This window comes from Massilia atriviolacea (assembly GCF_003953935.1).
GTDB lineage: Bacteria > Pseudomonadota > Gammaproteobacteria > Burkholderiales > Burkholderiaceae_D > Telluria_A > Telluria_A atriviolacea.
In genome coordinates this window covers 106,832-132,154 of the sequence record NZ_RXLQ01000013.1, presented here as the reverse complement: position 1 = coordinate 132,154, position 25,323 = coordinate 106,832, and the positions used below count along the sequence as shown (strand labels likewise).

At 67.5% G+C, this 25,323-nt stretch carries 20 protein-coding genes; 11 read left to right on the top strand and 9 right to left on the bottom strand.

Annotated features, from left to right (window positions below):
- Nucleotides 1-14: 14 nt before the first annotated feature.
- Nucleotides 15-758: an SDR family oxidoreductase gene (locus EJB06_RS22800; RefSeq protein WP_126076318.1), complete on the bottom strand. Its 744-nt coding sequence runs from the start codon at nt 756-758 to the stop codon at nt 15-17.
- A 108-nt stretch (nt 759-866) separates the two neighbouring features.
- Between EJB06_RS22800 and EJB06_RS22795 the strand changes: the two genes are divergently transcribed.
- Nucleotides 867-1,757 carry a LysR family transcriptional regulator gene (locus tag EJB06_RS22795; RefSeq protein ID WP_126076317.1) on the top strand — a complete coding sequence of 297 codons (891 nt, stop codon included), beginning with the start codon at nt 867-869 and terminating at the stop codon, nt 1,755-1,757.
- Between the two features lie 21 nt (nt 1,758-1,778).
- Here EJB06_RS22795 and EJB06_RS22790 read toward each other — a convergent pair whose 3' ends face one another.
- From EJB06_RS22790 to hutC, 7 genes are all read right to left on the bottom strand, one after another.
- On the bottom strand, nt 1,779-3,500 hold the full coding sequence (locus EJB06_RS22790; RefSeq protein ID WP_126076316.1) for an ArnT family glycosyltransferase: 1,722 nt from the start codon (nt 3,498-3,500) through the stop codon (nt 1,779-1,781).
- A gap of 91 nt (nt 3,501-3,591) precedes the next feature.
- On the bottom strand, nt 3,592-3,861 hold the full coding sequence (locus EJB06_RS22785) for a type B 50S ribosomal protein L31 (RefSeq protein ID WP_054268338.1): 270 nt from the start codon (nt 3,859-3,861) through the stop codon (nt 3,592-3,594).
- A 417-nt stretch (nt 3,862-4,278) separates the two neighbouring features.
- Nucleotides 4,279-5,541, bottom strand: coding sequence for a transcription termination factor Rho (gene rho / locus EJB06_RS22780; protein ID WP_054268339.1), 1,263 nt, complete (start codon nt 5,539-5,541; stop codon nt 4,279-4,281).
- 146 nt (nt 5,542-5,687) lie between these two features.
- Nucleotides 5,688-6,014, bottom strand: coding sequence for a thioredoxin TrxA (gene trxA / locus EJB06_RS22775; protein WP_126076315.1), 327 nt, complete (start codon nt 6,012-6,014; stop codon nt 5,688-5,690).
- Nucleotides 6,015-6,203: 189 nt separating this feature from the next.
- Entirely contained in the window at nt 6,204-6,686 is a 483-nt protein-coding gene (locus tag EJB06_RS22770) for a response regulator (RefSeq protein WP_126076314.1), read from the bottom strand.
- A gap of 119 nt (nt 6,687-6,805) precedes the next feature.
- Nucleotides 6,806-10,660, bottom strand: coding sequence for a PAS domain S-box protein (locus tag EJB06_RS22765; protein WP_126076313.1), 3,855 nt, complete (start codon nt 10,658-10,660; stop codon nt 6,806-6,808).
- Nucleotides 10,661-10,798: 138 nt separating this feature from the next.
- On the bottom strand, nt 10,799-11,518 hold the full coding sequence (gene hutC, locus EJB06_RS22760; protein WP_126076312.1) for a histidine utilization transcriptional repressor HutC: 720 nt from the start codon (nt 11,516-11,518) through the stop codon (nt 10,799-10,801).
- Nucleotides 11,519-11,656: 138 nt separating this feature from the next.
- Here hutC and ada point away from each other — a divergent pair, with 138 nt between their 5' ends.
- Entirely contained in the window at nt 11,657-12,847 is a 1,191-nt protein-coding gene (ada, locus tag EJB06_RS22755; protein ID WP_126076311.1) for a bifunctional DNA-binding transcriptional regulator/O6-methylguanine-DNA methyltransferase Ada, read from the top strand.
- Nucleotides 12,844-13,539 carry a 2OG-Fe(II) oxygenase gene (locus EJB06_RS22750; protein WP_126076310.1) on the top strand — a complete coding sequence of 232 codons (696 nt, stop codon included), beginning with the start codon at nt 12,844-12,846 and terminating at the stop codon, nt 13,537-13,539. The genes ada and EJB06_RS22750 overlap by 4 nt, the downstream gene beginning before the upstream one ends.
- A gap of 124 nt (nt 13,540-13,663) precedes the next feature.
- Here the strand turns inward: EJB06_RS22750 and EJB06_RS22745 are convergent, their stop codons facing one another.
- Nucleotides 13,664-14,347, bottom strand: a complete 684-nt coding sequence (locus EJB06_RS22745; RefSeq protein WP_126076309.1) for a transposase — start codon at nt 14,345-14,347, stop codon at nt 13,664-13,666.
- A gap of 257 nt (nt 14,348-14,604) precedes the next feature.
- On the opposite strand from EJB06_RS22745, the gene EJB06_RS22740 reads away from it, so the two are divergent.
- From EJB06_RS22740 to EJB06_RS22705, 8 genes are all read left to right on the top strand, one after another.
- The gene (locus tag EJB06_RS22740; protein ID WP_126076308.1) at nt 14,605-16,275 is read left to right on the top strand and encodes an amidohydrolase; all 1,671 of its coding nucleotides are present in this window, start codon (nt 14,605-14,607) and stop codon (nt 16,273-16,275) included.
- Between the two features lie 120 nt (nt 16,276-16,395).
- The gene (gene hutU, locus EJB06_RS22735) at nt 16,396-18,108 is read left to right on the top strand and encodes a urocanate hydratase (RefSeq protein ID WP_126076307.1); all 1,713 of its coding nucleotides are present in this window, start codon (nt 16,396-16,398) and stop codon (nt 18,106-18,108) included.
- A 32-nt stretch (nt 18,109-18,140) separates the two neighbouring features.
- Entirely contained in the window at nt 18,141-19,706 is a 1,566-nt protein-coding gene (hutH, locus tag EJB06_RS22730) for a histidine ammonia-lyase (protein WP_126076306.1), read from the top strand.
- Nucleotides 19,707-19,746: 40 nt separating this feature from the next.
- The gene (hutG, locus tag EJB06_RS22725) at nt 19,747-20,535 is read left to right on the top strand and encodes an N-formylglutamate deformylase (RefSeq protein WP_126076305.1); all 789 of its coding nucleotides are present in this window, start codon (nt 19,747-19,749) and stop codon (nt 20,533-20,535) included.
- Nucleotides 20,532-21,905, top strand: coding sequence for a formimidoylglutamate deiminase (locus tag EJB06_RS22720; RefSeq protein WP_126076304.1), 1,374 nt, complete (start codon nt 20,532-20,534; stop codon nt 21,903-21,905). Before hutG ends, EJB06_RS22720 begins: the two co-directional genes overlap by 4 nt.
- Complete coding sequence (locus tag EJB06_RS22715; RefSeq protein ID WP_126076303.1) at nt 21,902-22,486, top strand: HutD/Ves family protein; 585 nt, start codon at nt 21,902-21,904, stop codon at nt 22,484-22,486. The genes EJB06_RS22720 and EJB06_RS22715 overlap by 4 nt, the downstream gene beginning before the upstream one ends.
- A gap of 3 nt (nt 22,487-22,489) precedes the next feature.
- On the top strand, nt 22,490-23,725 hold the full coding sequence (hutI, locus tag EJB06_RS22710) for an imidazolonepropionase (protein ID WP_126076302.1): 1,236 nt from the start codon (nt 22,490-22,492) through the stop codon (nt 23,723-23,725).
- A gap of 17 nt (nt 23,726-23,742) precedes the next feature.
- A complete protein-coding gene (locus EJB06_RS22705; RefSeq protein WP_126076301.1) occupies nt 23,743-25,236 on the top strand; it encodes an ABC transporter permease/substrate-binding protein in 1,494 nt (497 codons plus the stop codon).
- Nucleotides 25,237-25,323: the final 87 nt, after the last annotated feature.

Genomic DNA, 25,323 nt, shown 5'->3' with positions numbered 1-25,323 from the left:
GTGCGCGCGCACGCCTACGCCACGCCGCCGTTGGCGCGCAGCACCTGGCCGTTGACCCAGCCGCCATCCGGTCCGGCCAGGAAGCTGACTACCCTGGCGATATCGTCCGGCTGGCCGAGGCGCCCGAGCGGCGCCATGGCGGCCAGCTGCGCCACCAGTTCCTCGCTCTTCCCGTCCAGGAACAATGCGGTCGCCACCGGTCCCGGCGCGACCGCGTTGACCGTGATGCCGCGTCCGCGCAACTCCTTGGCGAAGACGCGCGTAAAGGCTTCCACCGCCGCCTTGCTGCCGTTGTAGAGCGCGTATCCGGGCATGTCGAGCGCCAGCGCCGTGGTCGAAAAATTGATGATGCGGCCACCCTGGCGCAGGCGCTGTCCCGCTTCGCGCAGCATGTTGAAGGTGCCTCTGGTATTGACCGCGAAGTGGCGTTCGAACTGGGCGTCGCTGGCGTCGGCGAGCGGCGTCGGCGTCATGATGCCGGCGTTGTTGACCAGGATGTCGGCCATCCCGAAAGCCTGCTCGGTTTCCTCGAAAATGCGGCGCGCGTCCGCCGCCACCGAGACATCGCCCTGCACCGCGAGCGCGCGCGCGCCTTGCGCCCGCAGGGCCGCCACCAGCGCCGCCGCCTCGCCGGCCTGGCTGACATAGTTGAGGGCGAGCGCAATGCCGTCGCCGGCCAGGCGGCGGGCGATCTGCGCGCCGATGCCGCGCGACGCGCCGGTGACGATCGCGACTCTGGTGTGCTCTGTCTTGTTCATGCTGTTCTCCGTAGTGGTCAGGTAGTTGCATGATGCCCGCCTTGCTGCGCCGGATAATCAGGGTAAGATTGGCATGACTATTCGACCGGCTACAACAATGAGGGGCAGATGGACCGTTTCGACGACATGCGGATCTTCGTGCGCATCCTGGAGCGGCGCAGTTTCACGGCGGCCGCCGACGACCTGCAGCTGCCGCGTGCGACCGTCACCAATGCGCTGCAGCGCCTCGAAGCGCGCCTCGGCACGCGCCTGCTGGAGCGCACCACGCGCCAGGTCGCGCCCACGCTCGACGGCGCGGCGCACTACCAGCGTTGCCTGCGGCTGCTGGCCGACATGGAGGAAGCCGAAGGCGCCTTCCGCAGCGCCGTGCCCGGCGGCCTGCTGCGGGTCGACCTGCAGCCCACCCTGGCGCGCCACTTCGTGCTGCCCGCGCTGCCCGATTTTTTTCAGCGCTACCCCGACATCGCCCTGCAGGTCGGCGAAGGCGACCGCCTGGTCGACCTGGTGCGCGAAGGCGTCGATTGCGTGCTGCGCGCGGGCGAGCTGCAGGATTCGAGCATGGTCGCGCGCCGCGTGGCCCTGCTGGAACAGGTCACGGTGGCCAGTCCCGCCTATCTGGCGCGCCACGGCGAGCCGCGCACCCTGGCCGACCTCGCCACACACAAGGCGGTCGATTTCCTGTCCACCGTGAGCGGCAAGCCCTACCCGTTCGACTTCACCGTGGACGGCGGCGCGCAGGCGGTCGGCCTGGCGGCGCAGGTATCGGTGACGGGGGCGGAGATGTACAAGGGCGCCTGCCTGGCGGGCCTGGGGCTGGTGCAGGTGCCGCGCTATGGGGTGGCGCAGCACCTGGCCGACGGGACGCTCAAGCTGGTCTTGCCGCACATGGCGCCGCGCCCGATGCCGGTCAGCGTGCTGTATCCGCACAACCGGCACCTGTCGCCGCGCGTGCGCGCCTTTGCCGGATGGCTGGCCGAGGTATTCGCCGCTGCCGCCTGAACGGCCCGGCGGCGCCCGCAATCAGGGCGCGCGCTGGTACAGGCGGAAACGCTCGTCGCGGTCGGCGGCGCGCCGGCCTTCCCACAGCAGGCGCCACTCGGCGCCCGGCGGCGGCTTGGCCAGTTCGCGCTCGTCGTGCACCTTCACGCTGTCCTGCAGCAGGATCAGGTCGCACTTGCCGGCGCCGATGTGGTCGAACGGCAGCTTGCCGTAGAAGGCCAGCGAGGCGCGCTGCGGCGCCCCCACGTTCGAATTGATGCAGCCCGTGCCCTCCGGCAGCGAACTGGCGATCTGGCGCGCCACCACCGCGTAGCTCTTGCTGTAATTGAAGTCGGGCAGGAACAGGGTCATGAGCAGCACCCACAGCAGAATCAGGCCGCCCGAGGACAGCACCACCGCGCGCCACAGCACGGCCGGCTGGCGCGAGATGCGCCAGTGGACCAGGGCGATCCAGCCGATGGTCGCGCCCAGCGCCACCACGAAGGCCAATACCTCGACTTCCGGCCGGAAGCCCGGCAGCAGCTTGAGCGCGTTCTTGGCCAGCTGCGCCGGCCAGCCGGTCAGCTTGGCGATCCAGAACAGCCACACGATCGCGCCCAGCATGGTCAGCACCATCACCGAGAACCAGTCGATGGCGTTGATGGCGCCGCGCTTCATGGTCGGCAGCCCGAACGCGGCCATGATGGCCAGCGGCGGCAGCAGCTTGAGCAGGTCGCCGTTTTCCGGCAGCGGATCGCACAGGATCAGCAGGGTCAGCGCGCCGACGAAAAACAGCGGCAGCACGATGTGCAGCAGGTGGTCCTGGCGGCGCCAGGCGTAAATGGCCCAGCCGGCGAACGGCCAGGCCGGCCAGAAGAACCAGATGCCGACCCGGAAGAACGTCTTGATCGAAATCCAGCTCGGCAAGCCGATCTGGTTCGCGGTCCAGGCCAGCCAGCCGGCGACCGGATTGAGCCCGTACGGCTGCATCAGCACGGCCGGCAGCACCCAGATCAGGGAGATGGCCAGCGCCGTCAGCACGGCCAGGCCCAGGTGGCGCAGGACCGGCGCGACCGGCACCGACAGGAAGCGCGTGCACGCGAACAGGGCCAGCAGCAGGGTGAGCGGGGTCAGGAGGCCGCGCGTGAGCACCAGCGCCCCCAGCGACAGGCCGATCAGCACCGCATTGCGCAGCGTCTGCGCTTCCACGTAGCGCACCGCGCGGTACAGGAAGTAAGCGACCAGGCCGCCCTGCAGGGTGACGGCCAGGGTTTCGTGGCTGAACATCAGCAAACCCAGGCAGCCGAGGTAGATCAGGGCGGCGGTGTCGGCCAGGGTGCGGCCGTAATCGTCCGGCTCGGGCTGGCCGCCGAAGGCCAGGCGCAGCGGCTGCGCATCCTGGCGCCGTCCCAGGTGGAAGGCGGTCCACCAGACCGAGGCGGTGGCGGCCACGAAGATGGCGATGGTCGACATGCGCGCCGCCATCATGTCGCCCATCAGCCAGCCGAACAGGCGTATGCACAGGGCGCCGAACCAGAAGGCCAGCGGGCCGTCGTCGGGCACGCGCATGCCGGCGATATTGGGCAGCAGCCAGTCGGCCCATGCGCCGTGCGCCATGGTCCACATGATGCCGAAACTGCCGGCGTCATCCTTCCAGTCGGCACGCCCGATCAGGCCGGGCAGGATGTACAGCAGGCCCAGCGCGAACAGGGCCCAGCGCGGCAGGGCCAGGGTGGCGGCGGCGGAAAGACGGACGGGTTTCATCGATAACGGGGGCATCGGGCGTGGCGAAAAGACGTAGTATCAACGAAAAAAAAGCAGCCGGGGCTGCTTTTTAGGAGTGCAAGGCAAAAACTTAGCCGTTTGCAACTGCGGTTTTGGAGCCGACGGCGCCAAATTTCTGACGGAACTTCTCGACGCGGCCGGCGGTGTCGACGATTTTGTGCTTGCCGGTGTAGAACGGGTGCGATTCAGCCGAGACCTCGATCTTCACCAGAGGGTATTCTGCGCCTTCGTGGGTGATTTTTTCGCGGGTCTGGATGGTCGAACGGGTAACGAATTTGAAATCGCACGACAGGTCGTGGAAAACAACGTCGCGGTATTCTGGATGGATATCTTTACGCATGGTCTTGCCTCGGTTAGTTTGGTAGCCAAACTGCACTTCGTCGGTCGTCTTGCCTCGTGACCCGATTGCCGCTCACTTGCCAGGGGTTAAATACTGCAACCGGCGATTATACATCGGTTTTAGCCTGGGAGGGGTCAGACCCCGGTTTTTCTGTTAGGGGGGAGGGGTCAGACCCCGGTTTTTCTGTTAGGGGTCTGACCCCGGTGTGTGAGCCAACACCAAGCCAACACCGGGGTCAGACCCCCAAGGGAAAAACCGGGGTCTGACCCCAAGCCAACACCAAGCCAACACCGGGGTCAGACCCCCAAGCCAACACCGGGGTCAGACCCCCAAGGGAAAAACCGGGGTCTGACCCCGGTGTTGGCTTGATAAAAAAGGACAGCCGCGGCTGTCCTCCTGTCGATGCGTCGAACGGGCTTACCCGCCGCGGCGCATCATGTCGAAGAACTCATTGTTGTTCTTCGTGGCCTTCATCTTGTCGAGGATGAACTCCATCGCTTCGATCTCGTCCATCGAGTACAGCAGCTTGCGCAGGATCCAGATCTTCTGCAGCTGGTCGGCCTTGATCAGCAACTCTTCGCGGCGCGTGCCCGATTTGTTCAGGTTGATCGCAGGGTAGACGCGCTTCTCGGCCAGGCGGCGCTCGAGGTGGACTTCCATGTTGCCGGTGCCCTTGAATTCCTCGTAGATCACGTCATCCATGCGCGAACCGGTTTCGATCAGGGCGGTGGCGATGATGGTCAGCGAGCCGCCTTCTTCGATATTCCGGGCCGCACCGAAGAAACGCTTCGGACGCTGCAGCGCGTTGGCGTCCACGCCGCCGGTCAGGACCTTGCCCGAGGCCGGGATCACGGTATTGTAGGCGCGCGCCAGGCGGGTGATCGAGTCCAGCAGGATGATCACGTCTTTTTTCATTTCGACCAGGCGCTTGGCCTTTTCGAGCACCATCTCGGCCACTTGCACGTGGCGCGTCGCCGGCTCGTCGAAGGTCGAGGCGACCACTTCGCCGCGCACCGAGCGCTGCATTTCGGTCACTTCTTCAGGACGTTCGTCGATCAGCAGCACGATCAGGGTGCAGTCCGGATGGTTGGCGGTGATCGCATGCGCGATGTGCTGCAGAATCACCGACTTGCCCGACTTCGGCGAAGCCACCAGCAAGCCGCGCTGGCCCTTGCCGATCGGGGCGATCAGGTCGATGATGCGGCCGGTGATGTTTTCCTGGCCGTTCATTTCGCGCTCGAGGCGCAGCGGCTCGTTCGGGTGCAGCGGGGTCAGGTTCTCGAACAGAATGCGGTGCTTGCTCGCTTCCGGAGATTCGCCATTGACCTTGTCGACCTTGACCAGCGCGAAATAACGCTCGCCGTCCTTCGGGGTGCGCACTTCGCCTTCGATCGAATCGCCCGTATGCAGGTTGAATCGGCGGATCTGCGAAGGCGAGATATAGATATCGTCGGTGGACGCCATGTAGCTGGCGTCGGGCGAGCGCAGGAAGCCGAAGCCGTCCGGCAGCACTTCGAGAGCGCCGTCGCCAAAAATCTGTTCGCCCGATTTCGCGCGCTTCTTGAGAATGGCGAACATCAGTTCCTGTTTGCGCAGGCGGGCTGCGTTGTCGATATCGAGGCCAATCGCCATCTCCAATAGTGCGGAGACATGCATGGCCTTCAGTTCAGATAAGTGCATGAGTTGAGTCCCGTGACGGGAAGTAAAGGTAGGGGAGGGAACTGCGTGGGTTAATCATCCGGGAAGAAGTCGGTCGAGGCCGGCGCGCTTCCCGGCCGGACAAGACGGCGGCGCGGGCGCGCCGACGTCACGTTGTACTTACTTATTCAGATATTGCTGTCCAGGAAAGCGGTCAGCTTGCCCTTGCCATTGTTGCCGACCATGCGGGCCGCTTCAACACCGTTCTTGAACAGAACCAGGGTTGGAATGCCGCGGATGGCGAATTTGGCGGGAACCTGCTGGTTGGCGTCGACGTCCATCTTGGCGATGACGACCTTGCCGTCGTATTCCTGGCTGATCTCTTCGAGGATCGGAGCGATTTGCTTGCATGGACCGCACCATTCGGCCCAGAAATCGACCAGCACCGGACGGTCCGACTTGAGGACGTCCGCTTCGAAAGATGCATCGCTAATGTATTTAATATTTTCGCTCATGTTTTCCTCTAAATGAGGTAGGGGGTCAATAACGCCTGGAGGATAAGCCGACCCTGCTTCGGGGACCATCGCTATCACCAGCCAGTTCCTTTTTTATCTTGCAACACTATGGTGGTGACGGTGTGCGCAAATTCAATATAGGGAAGGGCGGCAGAGGGTGTCAGGCGGGGATTTAGCCGAAATAATAACCTATTTTCCCGAAAGGGGAGAGAGATTGTACAAATTCTCGTGCCCGGGTCCGTCCGGGGCCAGCAGCGGGGCCAGCGCGGCCTGCAGTTCGCGCGGGCTGATCGGCTTCTTGAAGGCGCCCAGCACGTTCAGGCCATGCGCCCGCGCCAGCCGTTCGGCCGCCTTGCGCACCCCGCTGTCCATGCCCGAGAGCAGCATCACGCCGCCGCCGAAACCGGCCGCGGCGGCTGCCTGCATGAACTCGATGCCATCCATGTCCGGCATCGACAGGTCGCAGATCAGCAGCGCCGGCGCCTCGGCCGCCAGCCCGGCCAGGGCGCGCCGCGCGTCGGACTCGGTGCGCACCTCGAAGGCGGGGGCGCCGTCCGTGGCGCCGCCGAGATCGGCCAGCATATCGGTCAGCAATTCCAGCATGAAATGATCGTCGTCCAGCAGCAGCACGCGGATGCGTGGCGGCGGGGCCTGTTTGGCAAGCTCGTCCATGGTTGTCTTTAGCGGCTGTTATTCTCGTTATGGGCATCGCGCCGCAGGGCATTTTGCGGCGTGTGCGCCGCTATTATCAGGGAAGTCGCCCCCGAACGGCAGCCGTGCGCGCGTATTTTTTAAGCGTCGCTGGCAAATGTGGTGTTCTGCATGATTTGCTCGGTGATGCGCGCCAGCAGCGGCCACAGCTGGGCGATCAGTGCTTTGGCCTCGGCCCGTTCGCTGGCCGGACTGCCGTGCGCCAGGTTTTCCAGGCGCAGGCACAGTTCGCCCATGCCCATCGCGCCCACCGTGCGCGCCGACGACTTGATGCGGTGGCCCAGCTCGCGCACGCGCGCGATGTCGCCGGCCGCCAGCGCCGTTTCCATCTCCTCGAACCCATCCTGGGTCGTCTGCAGGAACTTGAAGGCGAACTTGCGCACCTTGTCCTGGTTGTAGCTGAGCAGCTTGGCCAGCACCGTCAGGTCGATCACCTCCGGGTCGCCGGCCACCGTGCGAAAGCCCGGCTGGGCCGGCAGGGCCTGGGGCGCCTGGGCGGCCGGCGCGCGCGCCGGCATGGCCCGCGCCACCGCCGCGCACAGCAGCGCCGGCTGGATCGGCTTGCTGATGAAATCGTCCATGCCCGCCTCCATGCAGCGCGCCCGGTCCTCGCTGGTGGCGGTGGCCGTCATGGCCAGCACGCGCAGGCCGGCCAGGCGCGGGTCGAGCCGGATCAGGCGCGTGGCCTGCAAGCCGTCCATGACCGGCATCTGCACATCCATCAGCACCACGTCGAAGCTGGCCTTGGCCAGCAGGTCGAGCGCTTCCAGGCCGTTCTGCGCCAGGCACACCACGCAGCCGGCTTCCTCCAGCATTTCGAGGGCGATCTGCTGGTTGAAGGTATTGTCCTCGACCAGCAGGATGCGTGAGCCGCGCAGCAGCGCCTCCTGGCCGGGCGCGCGCGCGGCGGCCTGCGGCGCCGGCGCGCCCTCGTGCGCGCCGGCGCCGGCCGGATCGAGCTTGCCCAGGCGCGCGGTGAACCAGAAGCAGCTGCCGCTGCCCGGATGGCTCTCGACGCCGACCTCGCCCCCCATCAGCTGCGCCAGCTGCTTGCAGATCGCCAGGCCCAGGCCGGTGCCGCCGTACTCGCGCGTGGTCGAGGTGTCGGCCTGCTGGAACGACTGGAACAGCTTGGCCGTCTGCTCTTCGCTCAGGCCGATGCCGTTGTCGCGCACCTGGAAGCGCAGCAGGCAATCGTCGGCGCGGTCGTCGATATTGTCGATCCGGATCGTGATGCTGCCGCTGTCGGAAAACTTGATCGCATTGTGGGTGTAGTTGATCAGCACCTGGCCCAGGCGCAGCGGATCGCCCTGCAGCGCCTGCGGCAGCGCCGGATCGAGCTCGAACACCAGCGCCAGGTCCTTGCTGGCCGCCTTGGGCGCGACCACCGTCGACAGGGTCTGGATCACATGGTCGAGCGTAAAGGCCACCATCTCCACTTCCAGCTTGCCCGCCTCGATCTTGGAAAAATCCAGGATGTCGTCGATGATGCCCAGCAGGTGCTCGCCGGCGAAGCGGATCTTTTCGATGTAGTCGCGCTGGCGCGGATTGAGGTCGGTCTTGAGCGCCAGGTAAGCCATCCCGATCACGCCGTTCATCGGCGTGCGGATTTCGTGGCTCATATTGGCCAGGAACTGGCCCTTGGCCATGCTGGCCTCCTCGGCCACCTTCTTGGCCTGGTCCAGCTGCGCGGTGCGCTGCTGCACGCGCTCTTCCAGGTGCTCGTTCAACTCGCGCAGCTGCTGCTCGGTGCCGATGCTGGCGCTGATGTCGACCATCATCGCGATCAGGTAGTCGTTCTGCCCCTGCTCGTTGCACACCGGCTTGCGGATGGTGCGCACGTGCAGCTCGCGCCCCAGGCGCGCGTTGTACACCCGCTCCACCTCGTCCTGCATCGCGCAGCCGGCGAACGCCGCGCGTTCGCGTTCGCTCAGGGTGCCGCCGCCCTGCGCGTCGCCGCCCAGCTGCGCCAGGGTCAGGCCGAACTGGCTCTCGCAGGCGCCGTTCATGAGCGTCACGCGGCCATCGGCATCCTTGATGTACAGGCCGATCGGCATCATCTGCAAGATCTCGTGCAGGCGCGCCGCCAGCGCCTTGAGCGCCTGCTCGGCGCGCTGGCGCTCGCTGATGTCGCGCAGCGACACGATGGTCAGGGTGTGGCCCTGCGACTGCATCGGCGTGCGGTTTACTTCAGCGGGGAACTGGCTGGCGTCGCGCCGGCGCGCCGTGAGCACCCGGTTCGGCGCGCCCGGCTCGCGCACGCCCGGCGCCAGCTGCTCGGCCGGCATGCCGACCAGCGCCTCCAGCGCATACCCGAAACTGCTGGCGCACAGGTGGTTGGCGTAGCGGATGCGGCCGTCGGCGTCGAGGATCAGCATGGCCTCGGGCGAGGCTTCCAGCACCGCGCGCACGCGCGCCTCCTCGGCCTGCTTGCGGTCGCCGATATCGGCCATGGTGCCCGACACCCGCAGCGCGTGCGCCTTCGCATCGCGCTCGATCACGATGCCGCGTCCCAGCATCCACTTCCAGCGGCCATCCTTGCAGCGCATGCGGAACTCGCACGCCAGCACATTGTTGCCGGCCGCGGGCGACTTCAGGCAGGCCGACAGGTCGGCCTTCAGGCGCGCCACGTCCTCCGGGTGCACATGCAGCAGCCAGGCGTTGAAATCGACAAGGAATTCGTCCGCCGCATAACCGAGCAGCTCCTTGAAGCGCGCCGACAAAATCAGCTCGCCGCTCGGCTGGATCCACTCCCAGGTGCCATGGCCCGAGCCGTCGAGCGTAAAGCGCAGCAGGTTTTCGCTGGCGGCCAGCTGCGCGCGCGTCTCGGCCAGCAGGGCGCGTTCCGTCGCCAGGGCCGCGCCCAGGCGGCGCGCGCGCATCCAGGCCGCCGCCGCCAACAGCAGCAGCGCCAGCACGCCGATGCCCGCCAGCGCCGGCAGCCAGGCCGCGCGCCCGTCGGGCTGCGCCTCGCGGTACAGGAAGCCGTCGAGCGAAAAACCGGCAGGCAGCAGGCCCAGGCCGGCGTAGGCCGCCGCGATGGCGCGCCAGCGCTCCGGATTGCTGTAGCCGGGTTCGAGCATGTCGGCCTCGATCAGCGGCACGATCCCGCGCGCCTCGTACAGCAGGTGCTCGCGGCTGAGGCGATGCGGATAGCGCGCGCGGATCAGGTCCACCATCTCGGCCTGGTGCGCCAGCGCGTGGCGCCAGCCGCGCAGGGTGGCCGCGCGCATGGCGGCGGCGCGCGCCGGATGTTCGCGCAATTCGGTCTCGCTGGTAAACAGCAGGTCGCCGTAAAAATCGATGCCGGCCGCGCGCGGCGTCAGCGTGGCGAAGCGGGTGCGATCGCGTTCCAGCAGATAGGGCTGGTCGGTGCTGAAGGCCGACATGGCCGCCACCCGGCCGCTGGCCAGGTCGCCCACGTTATAGCTGTGGCGCACCTGGGCATAGCCGGACAGCGGCGCGCCGTACTTCTTCATGAACACCAGCAGCTCCACGCTGTTCGGCGAAATCATCACCGTGCCGGTGGCCGGCAACTGCGGCTGGCCGCCGGCATCGGCGCGCACCAGCAGCACCGCCGGCGAATGCTGGAACACCGACGCCAGCACCACCACCGGCTTGCCGCGCCCGCGCGCCACCAGCAGGTTGGTATTGGCCACCCCGTATTCGGCCGCCCCCGAGGTCACCGCCGACACCGCGTCGTCGCCGCGCTCGGCCTCGCGCAAGGTCACATCCAGCCCCGCCTCGCGGTAAAACCCCTGTTCCTGGGCCGCGTAATAGCCGGCGAACTGGAACTGGTGCTGCCATTTCAGCTGCACCACCACCTTGTCGAGCGCCAGCGCCTCGCCTGCGCACAGCGCGGCCGCCAGCAGCGCGCACGCACGCCAGCGGCGCAGCGCGGCGCGGTGGCGGGTGAACGAAGTCGGAACGGGCATGGCGGGGCCATCTGGAGAGATGTGGGCGAAGCTCCATAGTAGCCATTTTTTGGCGGAGAGAATTTACCAACAGGAATCTTCGCGTATCGTGCGGATAAAAGTGTCGTATTTCTGCTGCGTGGGCGCGCTTGTGGCGATTCAGCCAAGTTTGCCGGTGAACTGATATAACTGGCCGGGATGCCACATTGTCACCACCGAGGCAACCTGTCCCAGGGCGCGGGTCTGGCGCTTGAGCACCAGGCAGCACTGGCGCGGCGCCACCGCCAGCATGGCGGCGATCTCGCGCGGGGCGGGCAGGGCCTCGATGCTGTAGCTGGCGCCTTGCAGGGGCGCGGCCTGCATCAGGTGCTCGTTGGGCGTCATGGCCGAAAAATCCTGGGCCAGGTAAGCCGGCGCGCAGGCCGGATTGACCCAGCGGTCCTCGACCTGGATCGGCACCTCGTTCTCGAAGTGCACGATCACCGAATGAAACAGCGGCTGGCCCGGCGCCAGTTCGAACTGGCGCGCCAGCAGTTCGCTCGCGCGGCCCTTTTCCAGCAGGTGCAGGCTGCTGCGGTGGGCGTGGCCGCGCGCGCGGATTTCATCGGCGATGCTGCGGATTTCGACCAGGGTAGCCTGGTATTTCTGCGGCGCGACGAAGGTGCCCGAGCCCTGGCGGCGCGTCAGCACCTGCTCGGCGGTCAGTTCGCGCACGGCGCGGTTGACGGTCATGCGCGAGACCCCGAACTGGCGCACCAGGGCCTGTTCGGACGGCACCACATCGCCCTCCTTCCAGCGGCCGGCGGCGATCTCGCCCAGCAGATAATCCTTGATGCGCTGGAAAATCGGCGTCGTGTCTTGCGCAATCTGCTGTTCCAAACTACTCTCCGAAAGCCGGCTCAAAACCCGATTTTAGCACCGGGGCGGCGCGCCCGGATTCAAAAGCAAGCGACGGGAAGCCTGCCGGCGCCGCGTGGCCCAGTATGGGGGCATGCGAACAGGATCGGGAGCAGGGCAATGAACAGAGCAATCGAGAGAACCAGCGTCAATACAAGCGACGTCACAAGCGACCTCACCAGCGACGTCACCAGCGACCTCACAAGCGACGTCGCCAGCGACGTCGCCAGCGGCACGGCGATCGGCGCCGGAATCGACCCTTTCGGCAGCGACGAGGCGCGCTGGGCCGCCGTGCAGCGGCGCGACGGCGGCGCCGACGGCCGCTTTTACTATTCGGTGCGCACCACCGGCGTGTACTGCCGGCCCTCGTGCGGCGCGCGCGCGGCGCTGCGCGCCAACGTCGCCTTCCACGCCAGCGGCGCCGATGCCGAGCGGGCCGGCTTTCGTCCCTGCCTGCGCTGCAAGCCCGACCAGCCGCCGCTGGCCGAGCGCCACGCGCGGGTGGTCGCGCAAGCCTGCCGCCTGATCGACGCCAGCGAGGCCGAGCCGGACCTCGACAGCCTGGCCACGGCCTGCGGCATGAGCCGTTTTCACTTTCACCGCATCTTCAAGCAGCACACCGGCATCACCCCCAAGGCGTATGCCGCCGCGCGCCGCGCCGGCAAGGTCGACGCCGGCCTGGCCACGGCCGGCAGCGTGACCGAAGCCATTTACGCGGCCGGCTACAACTCGAGCGGGCGTTTTTATGCGAATGCCCCCGCGCGGCTGGGCATGACCCCGACCGCCTGGCGCGCCGGCGGCAGCGGCGCCGTGATCCGCTTCGCCATCGGCGCCTGCTCGCTCGGTGCGATTCTGGTGGCATCGACCGAGAAAGGCATCTGCGCCATCCTGATCGGCGACGATCCGGATGCGCTGGCGCGCGACCTGCAGGACCGTTTTCCCGCGGCCGAGCTGCGCGGCGCCGATGCCGCTTATGAAGAAACGGTGGCGCGCGTGGTCGGCCTGGTCGAAGCGCCGAATGTCGGACTCGACCTGCCGCTCGACGTGCGCGGCACCGCCTTCCAGCAGCGCGTCTGGCAAGCCTTGCGCGAGATTCCGGCGGGGCAGACGGTCAGCTACGCCGAACTGGCGGCGCGCATCGGCATGCCGGCGGGGGCGCGCGCGATTGCCGGGGCCTGCGCCGCCAACCCGGTGGCGGTCGCCATTCCCTGCCACCGCGTGGTGCGCACCGACGGCGCGCTGTCCGGCTACCGCTGGGGCGTCGAGCGCAAGCGCATCCTGCTCGACCGCGAGAGCGAGGGCGGGGCATGAGCGCCGGGTCGGTCGACTGGGAGCTGGCCGGCGCCGATCTCGACGCGCACGGCTGCGCCGTGGTCAAGGGCTTGCTGGACGGCGCGACCTGCCGCGCCTACGCCGGCGCCTACGACGACGAGGCGCGCTACCGCAGCCGGGTCGTGATGGAGCGGCACGGTTTCGGGCGCGGCGAATACCGCTACTTTGCGTATCCGCTGCCCGAGGGCCTCGCTGCGCTGCGCGCAGGGCTGTACGGGCCGCTGGCGCGCATCGCCAACCGCTGGCACGAGGCGATGCGGATCGCCACCCGCTTTCCGGCGTCGCACGCGGAATTTTTGGCGCGCTGCCACGCGGCAGGGCAGGAGCGGCCCACGCCCTTGATCCTGCGCTACCGCGCGGGCGACTACAACTGCCTGCACCAGGACCTGTATGGCGAACACGTGTTTCCCTTGCAGGTCGCGGTGCTGCTATCGCGGCCGCAGGACGATTTCAGCGGCGGCGAATTCGTCCTGACCGAACAGCGGCCGCGCATGCAATCGCGGGTCGAGGTGGTGGGGCTGGGGCAGGGCGACGCCGTGATCTTTCCGGTGAACCAGCGGCCGGTCAACGGCACGCGCGGCGCCTACCGCGTCACGATGCGCCACGGCGTCAGCCGCCTGCACGCCGGACAACGCCACACCCTCGGCATCATCTTCCACGACGCCGAATAGTCCTACAACCAGGGTCAGAGCTTTAATTTGAAATTGTTGCCGGTGAGCCATCTTAGCCTGACGACGACGGTCAGAATTCCTACAACCGGGGTCAGAGCTTTTAAATGAAATCATTGTCGATGGTTCAGTCTCGACACCGTCCCCTGCGCCGTGGCATGACGTCGTTGTCACTGGCAATTGCCATCCGTTCAATGAAGTCTTCGCTTCCGAAAACCGCGTTCCGATGCGTTGCCTTGCGTACTTGCTCGACCATTCCCCAGGGCATTTCATTTTCGAACAGTGCACGATACCTGCGTTCGCGTTCGAACCGCTCGGTCCCGAGCGCCATGTAGAGGGAGTGAGGTTCGACAATATTGCTTTTCTCGCCGTAGGCGTTGGCTTGATAGCTCGACCACCGGTAGTCGAGTGGATGAGTCACCATGCTTGCCCTCACAGGGTTCAGTTCGATGTAGCGTTGGCATACAAACAGGTATTCCGCGTCCTGCACCAGGCAGGAGCGATATCGTCCCTCCCATAAGGTACCGGTGCGGTTGCGGCGCCGGTTGATATACGGAACATAACGTTCTCCCAGTGCTTTCATCATGATCGCAGGCGATGAGCAGGACTGCGGAGTGAGCAGTAAATGCACGTGGTTGGTCATCAGTACATATGCATGCACACGGCATCCTGCCTGTTGAGCGGAGCGCCGGAGCATGTCGAGATACACCAGATAATCTGCTTCAGAAAAAAAGCACGGCAAGCGGTTATTTCCTCGTTGAATGATGTGAAGTGGAACGTTCGGGACGGTCAGGCGGGGGCGGCGAGGCATAAGTTACTCTCGAAAATAGTTGGACATAACTAAGCTGCACCAGCGTATCCCTTGAGGCGGTTTGATCATGGCCTTGCATCAACCGCAGGCGGTTTTATTGCTAATGAAAGCTCTGACCCCGATGGCCTCGACATCATGCGATTGAGAATTTAATTGCAAGTTAAAGCTCTGACCCCGGTGTAGCAGCGGTGTAGCAACACGTTGACGACAAAGCAAAGCGCGCTACACTTTGGTCTTGCCCACCGAATGGAGACATGATGCGTCCGATCCCTCTGCAGTGCTGCCTCGCCATCCTCGCCGCCCTCGGGCCGCTCGCGCCGGCGCAGGCGGACACCGTCCTCGATAACGCCAACGGCTATACCCTCGACAGCCGCAACGAGCTGCTGCGCTTCACGTCCCTGGCGTTCGACGACAAGGGCCGCATCCTGGCCGTCGGCAGCGCCGCCCAGACCCGCGCCAGGGCGCCCAAGGCGCGCCACATCGACCTGCAAGGCAAAACCGTCCTGCCCGGCCTGATCGACGCCCACGGCCACGTGTTCGGCCTCGGCGAGATGCTCACCCAGCTCGACCTGGCCGGCAGCGCCACCCTGGCCGATGCCCTCAAGGCCGCCGCCGACTACGCCCGCGCCAATCCCTCGCACGCCTGGCTGCGCGGACGCGGCTGGAACCAGGAGATCTGGAAGCTGGGCCGCTTCCCCACCGCCGCCGAACTCGATGGCGCCGTCGCCGACCGCCCCATCTGGCTCGAACGCGTCGACGGCCACGCCGGCTGGGCCAACACGCGCGCGCTGCAACTGGCGGGCATCGGCAAGGACACCCCCGATCCCGCCGGCGGCAAGATCGTGCGCGACGCCGACGGCAACGCCACCGGGGTCCTGATCGACGCCGCCCAGGACCTGGTCGCCAAGGTGCTGCCCAAGCAATCCGAAGCCCAGGCCAAAGTCGTCCTCGATCGCGCCCTCGGCCAGATCGCGCAGATGGGCCTGACCAGCGTGCACGACGCCGGCGTGAGCGTCGGCCAGGACGCCCTCTACCGCAGCTACGCCGACCAGGGCAAACTGACCGCGCGCATCTACGGCATGATCGGCGACGTCGGCGCCGACTTCGACCAGCTCGCGGCCAGGGGCCCGCTGAAAACCTACGCCGGCGAGCTGTATGCCCTGCGCGCGGTCAAGCTGTATTCGGACGGCGCCCTGGGCAGCCGCGGCGCCGCCCTGATCGCGCCCTACAGCGACGAACCGGCGTCGCACGGCCTGCTGTTCCGCAAGGACGCCGACATCGTCGCCATGATGGACAAGGCGATGAAGCGCGGCTACCAGGTCAACGTGCACGCCATCGGCGACGCCGGCAACCGCCAGATCCTGGACGGCTACCAGCAACTGATCCCGCGCCACAACAGTGCGTCCCTGCGCCACCGCATCGAGCACGCGCAGGTCGTGGCCCCGGCCGACATCGCGCGCTTCAAGACCATCGGCATCGTGCCGTCGATGCAGCCGACCCACGCCACGTCCGACATGAACATGGCCGAACAGCGCGTCGGCCCGCAGCGCATCAAGGGCGCCTACGCCTGGCGCACCTTTCTCAAGCAGGGCTCGCGCATCGCCTGCGGATCGGACTTCCCGGTGGAGTCGTCCAACCCCTTCTTCGGCATCCACGCGGCCGTCACGCGCCAGGATGCGGCGGGCAGGCCGGCCGCCGGCTGGTACGCCAACGAGGCCATGACGCTCAAGGAAGCGCTGCGCTGCTTCACCCTCGACGCGGCCTGGGCCGGCCACCGGGAAAAATCCACCGGCTCGCTGGAAAAAGGCAAATGGGCCGATTTCATCGTGATCGACCAGGACCTGTTCAGCATGCCGGCGGCCGACATCCACAAGGTCGGCGTGCTGCAAACCTGGGTCGGCGGGCGCCAGGTCTTCAAAAAGGAGTAGGCGGGGAGGGGGTGCACAAATGATTTGACTTGGTTGTATATACAACTTAGACTTTGAAGCTGCACGGGGCGCGTGGCGGTTGCGCGCGCGCCTGCCCCCTAAACTCATGAAGGAGATGCCATGCCCACCGATCCGACCAGTTTCGATGACGATCCCCGCTTCGACGCCAGCCGCACGATCCGCGCCCCGCGCGGCACTGAGCTCGCTTGCAAGAGCTGGCTGACGGAGGCGGCCTACCGCATGATCCAGAATAATCTGGATGCGGAGGTGGCGGAAAACCCCAGGCACCTGGTGGTGTACGGCGGCATCGGCCGCGCGGCCCGCAACTGGGCCTGCTACGACCAGATCCTCGCCTCCCTGCGCGAGCTGGAAGACGACCAGACCCTGCTGATCCAGTCCGGCAAGCCGGTCGGCGTGTTCCAGACCCACGCCGACGCGCCGCGCGTCCTGATCGCCAATTCGAACCTGGTGCCCAAGTGGGCCAACTGGGAGCACTTCAATGAACTCGACCGCAAGGGCCTGTTCATGTACGGGCAGATGACCGCCGGCAGCTGGATCTACATCGGCACCCAGGGCATCGTGCAGGGCACCTACGAAACCTTCGCCGAGGCGGGCCGCCAGCATTTCGGCGGCGACTGGGGCGGACGCTGGATTCTCACCGCGGGCCTGGGCGGCATGGGCGGCGCGCAGCCGCTGGCGGCCACCTTCGCCGGCGCGGTCTCGCTCAATATCGAGTGCCAGCAGAGCAGCATCGACTTCCGCCTGCGCACGCGCTACCTGGACAAGCAGGCCAGGGATATCGACGACGCCATCGCCCTCATCGAGCAGCACACGGCCGCGCGCGAAGCGGTGTCGATCGGCCTCTTGGGCAACGCGGCCGAGGTGCTGCCGGAGCTGGTGCGGCGCGCCAGGGCCGGCGGCCTGGTGCCGGACCTGGTGACCGACCAGACCTCGGCGCACGACCTGATCAACGGCTACCTGCCGCGCGGCTGGACGGTCGAGCAGTGGAAGGCGGCGCAGAAGGACCCGTCCCAGCATGCGCGCCTGTCCGCCGACGCGCAAGCGTCGTGCGCGGTGCACGTGCAGGCCATCCTCGACTTCCATGCGATGGGCGTGCACGCCGTCGATTACGGCAACAACATCCGCCAGGTGGCCAAGGACCAGGGCGTGGCGAACGCCTTCGACTTCCCCGGCTTCGTGCCGGCCTATATCCGGCCGCAGTTCTGCGAAGGGCGCGGCCCGTTCCGCTGGGTGGCGCTGTCGGGCGACCCGGAAGATATCTACAAGACCGATGCCAAGATCAAGGAGCTGTTCCCGGAGCAAAAGCAGGTGCACCACTGGCTCGACATGGCGCGCGAGCGCATCGCCTTCCAGGGCCTGCCGGCGCGCATCTGCTGGCTGGGACTGGGCGAGCGCCACATCGCCGGCCTGGCCTTCAACGAGATGGTGCGCACGGGCGAACTGAAAGCGCCTGTCGTCATCGGCCGCGACCACCTGGACACCGGCTCGGTCGCCAGCCCGAATCGCGAAACGGAAGCCATGCGCGACGGCACCGACGCCGTCTCCGACTGGCCGCTCCTGAACGCGCTGCTCAATACCGCCGGGGGCGCGACCTGGGTGTCGCTGCATCACGGCGGCGGCGTCGGCATGGGCTACTCGCAGCATTCGGGCGTGGTGATCGTGGCCGACGGCAGCGAGGCCGCCGCCAAACGGCTGGCGCGGGTGCTGGTCAACGACAGCGGCTCGGGCGTCATGCGCCACGCCGATGCCGGCTACGAGACGGCGCTCGCCTGCGCCAAACGCAATGGCCTGAACCTGCCGATGGTCCGGTAACCCTCCTTCACGCACATCCGAACAGAGCACACATGAACACGACTTCGAACCAAGGCTGGACCCTCACTCCCGGCGCCATGAGCATGGCCGACCTGCGCGCCGTCTGGGCCGCACCCGGTGCGCTGGCGCTGGCGCCATCGGCTTACCCTGTCATCGAGGCTTCGGCCGCGGCGGTCGACGCCATCGTCGCCAAGGGCGACGCCGCCTACGGCATCAACACCGGTTTCGGCATCCTGGCCAAGACCCGCATCCCGGACGCGCAGCTGGAAGAACTGCAGCGCAACCTGATCCTGTCGCACTCGGTCGGCACCGGCGCGCTGCTGCCGGACGCCGTCGTGCGCCTGATCGTGCTGATGAAAATCGGCAGCCTGGCGCGCGGCTTTTCGGGCGTGCGTCCGCTCATCATCGATACCCTGATCGCGCTGTACAACGCCGGCATCATGCCGGCCATTCCGGCCAAGGGCTCGGTCGGCGCCTCGGGCGACCTGGCGCCGCTGGCGCACATGACCCTGGCCATGCTGGGCGTGGGCCAGGTGCGCGTCAACGGCGAACTGATGGAAGCGGCCGACGCGCTCAAGGCGGCCGGCATCGCGCCGGTGGTGCTCGGTCCCAAGGAAGGGCTGGCGCTGATCAACGGCACCCAGGTCTCGACCGCGCTGGCGCTGCATGGCCTGTTCATGGCCGAGCGCCTGCTGGAAGCGGCCATGGTGGCCGGTTCCCTGTCGCTCGATGCGGCCAAGGGCAGCGATGCGCCGTTCGACGCGCGCGTGCACGAGGTGCGCGGCCAGCCGGGCCAGATCGCCGCCGCCGCCATCTATCGCCAGCTGGTGGCGTCGAGCGCGATCCGCGCCTCGCACCTGGTGGGCGACGAGCGCGTGCAGGATCCGTACAGCCTGCGCTGCCAGCCGCAGGTCATGGGCGCGATCATGGACCTGATCGCGAACGCCGCGCGCACCCTCCTGATCGAGGCCAATGCGGTGACCGACAATCCGCTGATCTTCGCCGACACCGGCGAGATCATCTCGGGCGGGAATTTCCACGCCGAGCCGGTCGCCTTTGCGGCCGACACGCTGGCGCTGGCGATCGCCGAAATCGGCGGCCTGGCCGAGCGCCGCATCGCGCTGCTGATCGACGCCACCCTGTCCGGCCTGCCGCCGTTCCTGGTGCGCGAGCCGGGCGTCAATTCCGGCTTCATGATCGCCCACGTCACCGCCGCCGCGCTGGCGTCGGAGAACAAGTCGCTGGCGCATCCGGCCAGCGTGGACAGCCTGCCGACCTCCGCCAACCAGGAAGACCACGTCAGCATGGCGACGTTTGCGGCACGGCGCCTGGACGAGATGGCGCACAATACCGCCGTCATCGTCGGCATCGAGCTGCTGGCGGCGGCGCAGGGGATCGATTTCCACCGTCCGCTCACGTCGTCGCCGCACCTGGAGCATGTGCACCGGCAGCTGCGCGGCAAGGTGCCGTTCTTCGAGTCCGACCGCTTCTTCGCGCCGGATATCGAGGCGGCGCGCCGGATGGTGCTGGACGGCGAACTGAGCGCATCGTGCAAGCCGCTGTTCGCGGCCTTGTACGGCGCCGTGCCTTCGAATTGATATTCAGGCAATAATGCAAAAAAGGTAAAGGTGGGCGATCATGGATTTTGACTTCAAGGCGGGCAGTATTCCTTTGCTGGTGTCGATGCCGCACGTGGGCACCGACATCCCGGACGACATCGCGGCGCGCCTGTCGGCCGACGCGCTGGCCCGTCCCGACACCGACTGGCACCTGGCGCAGCTCTATGGTTTCCTGGGCGAGATGGGGGCCTCGACCCTGGCCGCGCGCTGGTCGCGCTACGTGATCGACCTGAATCGTCCGCCCGAAGACACCAACCTGTATCCGGGCATGGACACGACCGGGCTGTGTCCGCTCGATACCTTCGCCAGCACGGCGCTGTACCTGGAAGGCCAGGCGCCCGACGAGCACGACGTGCGCGGGCGGCTGGTGCGCTACTGGCAGCCTTACCACCGCCAGCTACGGTCCGAAATCGACCGCCTGCTGGCGCTGCACGGCAAGGTGGTGCTGTGGGATGCGCATTCGATCGCCTCGGTGGTGCCGCGCTTTTTCGAAGGGCGCCTGCCGGACCTCAATTTCGGCAGCGCCCAGGGCACCTCGTGCGCGCCCGGCCTGGAACAGGCCGTGGTCGGCGTGGCCCGGGCGCAGGAGCGCTTTTCGGTGGCCGTCAACGGCCGCTTCAAGGGCGGCTACATCACGCGCCACTACGGCCAGCCGGATGCGCACGTGCATGCGATCCAGCTCGAGATGTGCCAGGTGCTGTACATGGACGAAAGCGCGCCCTTCGCCTACCGGCCGCAAGTCGCGGCCGAGGTCCAGCCGCTGCTGCGCAAACTGACCGAAGCGGCCGTGGGCTGGGTGCGGGCATGAGCGAGCCGCGCGTGCTGTTCGCGCGCCAGGCGTTGCTGGCGCAGGGTTGGCAGCGCGACGTGCGCCTCGAATGGGATGCCGGCGGCACGCTGCTGGCGGTGGCGCCGGACGCCCCGCACCAGGGCGAGCCCGAGGCCGATATCGTCCTGCCGGGCATGGTCAACCTGCATTCGCACGCCTTCCAGCGCGCCTTGGGCGGGCTGACCGAAACGGCGGGCGAGGGCCCGGACAGCTTCTGGACCTGGCGCCAGCTGATGTACCGCTTCGCCCACAACATCACGCCCGGGCATATCGAGGCCATCGCCGCGCAGCTGTTCTCGGAATGCCTGCGCCACGGCTACACCTCGGTGTGCGAATTCCATTACGTGCAGCGCGACCAGGACGGCGCCATGTACGCGCGTCCGGCGCAAACGGCCGAACGCGTGGTCGCCGCCGCGCACGCGACCGGCATCGGCGTGACCATGCTGCCGGTCCTGTACAGCTATGCGGGCTTCGGCGACCAGCCGCTGGCGCCGCAACAGGGGCGCTTCCGCACCGACGCCGCCGACGTGCTGCGCATCGTCGAGGCGCTCGAACCCTTGCGCTCGAGCCAGGTCGAAGTCGGCGTGGCCCCGCATTCGCTGCGCGCGGCGTCGCTCGGCCAGATCCGCGCGGTGCTGGCGGCGCTGCCGGCAAGCCGTCCGCTGCACATCCACATCGCCGAGCAGCAGGGCGAAATCGCGCAGTGCCTGGCGGCGACCGGCCAGCGCCCGGTGCGCTACCTGATGGACCATGTCGCGCTGGATGCGCGCTGGTGCCTGGTGCACGCCACCCACCTGGACGAGGGCGAAGTGGCGGCGCTGGCCGCCAGCGGCGCCGTGGCGGGCCTGTGCCCGACCACCGAGGCCAACCTGGGCGACGGCCTGTTCCCGCTCGCGCCCTTCCTGGCCGCCGGCGGGCGCATCGGCATCGGCAGCGACAGCCATGTGTCGCAGTCGCCGCTGGAAGAACTGCGCTGGCTCGAATACGGCCAGCGCCTGCTGCACCAGAAGCGCAATGTGGCCTCGTCCCCAACGCAGCGCCGCGTGGGCGACTTTTTGTGGCACAGTGCCTTGCATGGCGGCGCGCTGGCCAGCGGACGCCCGGTGGGCGTGCTGGAGGCGGGCAAACGGGCCGACCTGCTGGTACTGGACAGCGATTCGCCGAACCTGGCCGGCATCGGCGCCGACGATGTGCTGGGCAGTGTCATCTTTTGCGGTAACGACAATCCAGTCAGGGATGTGATGGTGGGCGGCCGCTGGGTCGTGCGCCATCGCGAGCACATTGCGCAAGGGGCGATTGCGCAGCGCTACAAACAGACCATCGCCGAACTGCGCAAGCTACGACCATGACCATCCTGATCCCCTACGCCAGCCTGCTTGCCTCCCCGTGGAAAAACGGCGGCGGCAGCACCACCGAAATCGCCATTTCGCCCCCTGGCGCGGGGCTCGACACCTTCGACTGGCGCATCAGCCTCGCCACCATCGCGGCCAGCGGGCCGTTCTCGGTCTTCGAGGGCATCGACCGCACCCTGGCGCTGGTCGACGGCCCGGGCGTGACGCTCGATATCGACGGCGACGGCCGCTTCGTGCTCAGCGAGGACGAGCCGGTGCTGGAATTCGCCGGCGAGGCGCAGGTCGCCGCCACCGTGGGCGCCCGCCCGACCACCGACTTCAACGTCATGACGCGGCGCGCGCGCTGTGCGCACCAGCTGGGCAGGCGCAGCCTGTCGGGCATGTCCGGCTTCGCCACGCGGGCCGACCTGACGGTGCTGTTCCTGGCCGAAGGCGACAGCCTGGAAGTGAGCAACGACGAGCAGCGCTTCGGCATGGTGCGCTACGACGCCGTGCTGTTCGACGGCGACGCCAGCTGGACCCTCGAAGCGGGCCAGGCGACGATTTTCATCGTCGATATCCACTTCCATGAGGATTGAGCGATGACGCAGCGCGACACCCCTTGCGACGCCCTGTTTACCAATGTGCACCTGGCCACCATGGAGCAGGGCTATGGCGAACTGCGTGACGGCGCCATTGCGGTGGCCGACGGGCGCATCGCCTGGCTCGGGCCGCGCGCCGAGGCGCCGCGGGCGGCCAGCGTGCACGATGGCGGCGGCTGCTGGCTCACGCCGGGCCTGATCGACTGCCATACCCACATCGTCCACGCCGGCAACCGCAGCGACGAATTCGAGGCGCGCCTGAACGGCGCCACCTATGAAGAGATCGCCAAGGCCGGCGGCGGCATCATGTCCACCGTGCGCGCAACGCGCGCCGCCCCGGAAGACGAATTGCTGCGCCAGAGCCTGGCGCGCGTGGCCAGCCTGCTGGCCGAAGGCGTGACCACGCTCGAAATCAAGTCCGGCTACGGCCTGAGCCTGGACGACGAGGCCAAGATGCTGCGCGCGGCGCGCCGCGTGGGGCAGGTGCTGCCGGTGCGCGTCTCGACCACCTTCCTCGGCGCGCATGCGCTGCCGCCCGAATTCGCCGGCCGCGCCGACGATTACGTCGACGAGATCTGCCAGCACATGCTGCCGCAACTGGCGGCGCTCGGCCTGGCCGACGCGGTCGACGCCTTCTGCGAGCGCATCGGCTTTACCAGGGACCAGACCGAGCGCATTTTCGAGGCGGCGCGGCGCCACGGCATGCCGGTCAAGCTGCACGCGGAACAGCTGTCGGACCAGGGCGGGGCGCAACTGGTGGCGCGCTTCGGCGGGCTCTCGGCCGACCACCTGGAACACCTCAGCCTGGCCGGCATCGATGCGATGGCGGCCGCCGGCACGGTGGCGGTGCTGCTGCCGGGCGCCTACTACTTCCTGCGCGATACCGTGCAGCCGCCGGTGGCGGCGCTGCGCGCGGCAAGCGTGCCGATGGCGGTGGCCACCGACTGCAATCCCGGCACCTCGCCCCTGACCTCGATCCTGCTGGCGATGAACATGGCCTGCACCCTGTGGCGCCTGACGCCGCAGGAGGCGCTGGCCGGCGCCACCATCCACGCCGCGCGCGCGCTCGGCCTGGCGGCCGAGATCGGCTCGCTGGCGGTCGGCAAACGCGCCGACTTCGCGCTGTGGAACATCGCCCGTCCGGCCGACCTGTCGTACGCCATGGGCCTGAACCCCTGCCGCGCTGTCGTGAATGCGGGCGTGCTGCGCAAACCGGTGGTAAGCTTGCCCGATTAATTTGTCGGGAGAGTGCCGTGCGCACCTTTTTTGCCACGGCCTTGCGCTGGGTAGCTGTGTTGACGCTGGTCCTGGGAGGCGCCGCCACGGCGGCCGATGCCGACACCCTGCGCGTCGGTTCCAAGCGCTTTACCGAGTCGTACATCCTGGGCGAGGTGCTGACCCAGAGCGCCGCCGCCCGGGGCGGCAGGGCCGAACACCGCCAGGGCCTGGGCAATACGGCCATCGTGCTGGCCGCCCTGCAGGCCGGCAGCATCGACGTGTATCCCGAATATATGGGCACGATCGACCTCGAAATCCTCAAGAACAGCAGCGCCAGTTCGCTCGAGCAGATGCGCGCGGCCTTGCAACCCATGGGCCTGGGCGTGGCCGTGCCGCTGGGCTTTAACAATACCTACGCGCTGGCCATGCGCGCCGACAGCAAGGGGATCGAGAGCCTGTCGGACCTGGCGCGCCAGCCGACGCTCAAACTCGGCCTGTCGCACGAATTCATCGGCCGCGCCGATGGCTGGCCGGGCCTGAAGCAGCGCTACGGCCTGCCGCACACGCCGCGCGGCCTCGATCACGGCATCGCCTACGAGGCCCTGGCGCAGCGCCAGGTCGACCTGATCGACATCTACTCGACCGACGCCAAGATCCGCCAGTACGGCCTGCGCGTGCTCAAGGACGACCTGGGCTATTTTCCGCGCTACGACGCCATGCTGCTGTACCGGCTCGACGCGCCGCAGCGCTTCCCGAAGGAGTGGGCGGCCATCGCCGCCCTGGAAGGGCGCATCAGCGCCGAACAGATGATCGCCATGAACGCGCAGGTGGAACTGGAAGGCAAGAGCTTCGCCGCCGTGGCCAGGCACTGGCTGAGCCCGGCCAATGCGGCGGGCGACGCGCGCGCCGGCCTGATCACCAAGATATTCGACGCCAGCCTGTGGACCCTGACGCGCCAGCACCTCGTGCTGGTGCTGGCATCGGTGATCCTGGCCTGCCTGGTCGGCATTCCGCTCGGGATCGTGGCCGCGTTTGCGCCGCGCCTGCGGCAACCGGTGCTGGCGCTGGCCGGGATGCTGCAGACGGTGCCGTCGCTGGCCCTGCTGGCGATCCTGATTCCGCTGCTGGGCATGATCGGCACCGTGCCGGCGCTGGTGGCGCTGTTCGTGTACGCGCTGCTGCCGATCGTGCGCAACACCTGCACCGGCCTGCTCGGCGTGCCGCAGGGCTTGCGCACGGCGGCGCAGGCCCTGGGGCTGGGGCGGCGCGCGACATTGATCGATGTCGAGCTGCCGCTGGCGCTGCCGGTCATCCTGGCGGGCATCAAGACGGCGGCGGTGATGAGCGTCGGCACGGCGACGATTGCGGCCTTCATCGGCGCGGGCGGATTCGGCGAGCGCATCACGATCGGCCTGGCGCTCAACGATAACGATATGTTGCTGGCTGGGGCGATTCCGGCGGCGCTGCTGGCCTTGCTGACCCAGGGTCTGTTTGAAGCAGGAGAACGCTTGATCGCGCGCCGCAATTAGTGTTGCGTGTTTGAACGACGTGTTTCCTCATTTGCGCCGTGTCAAGCCTGCGGTTTTTGGGAGGGTAATAATTGCTTACACCGGTAA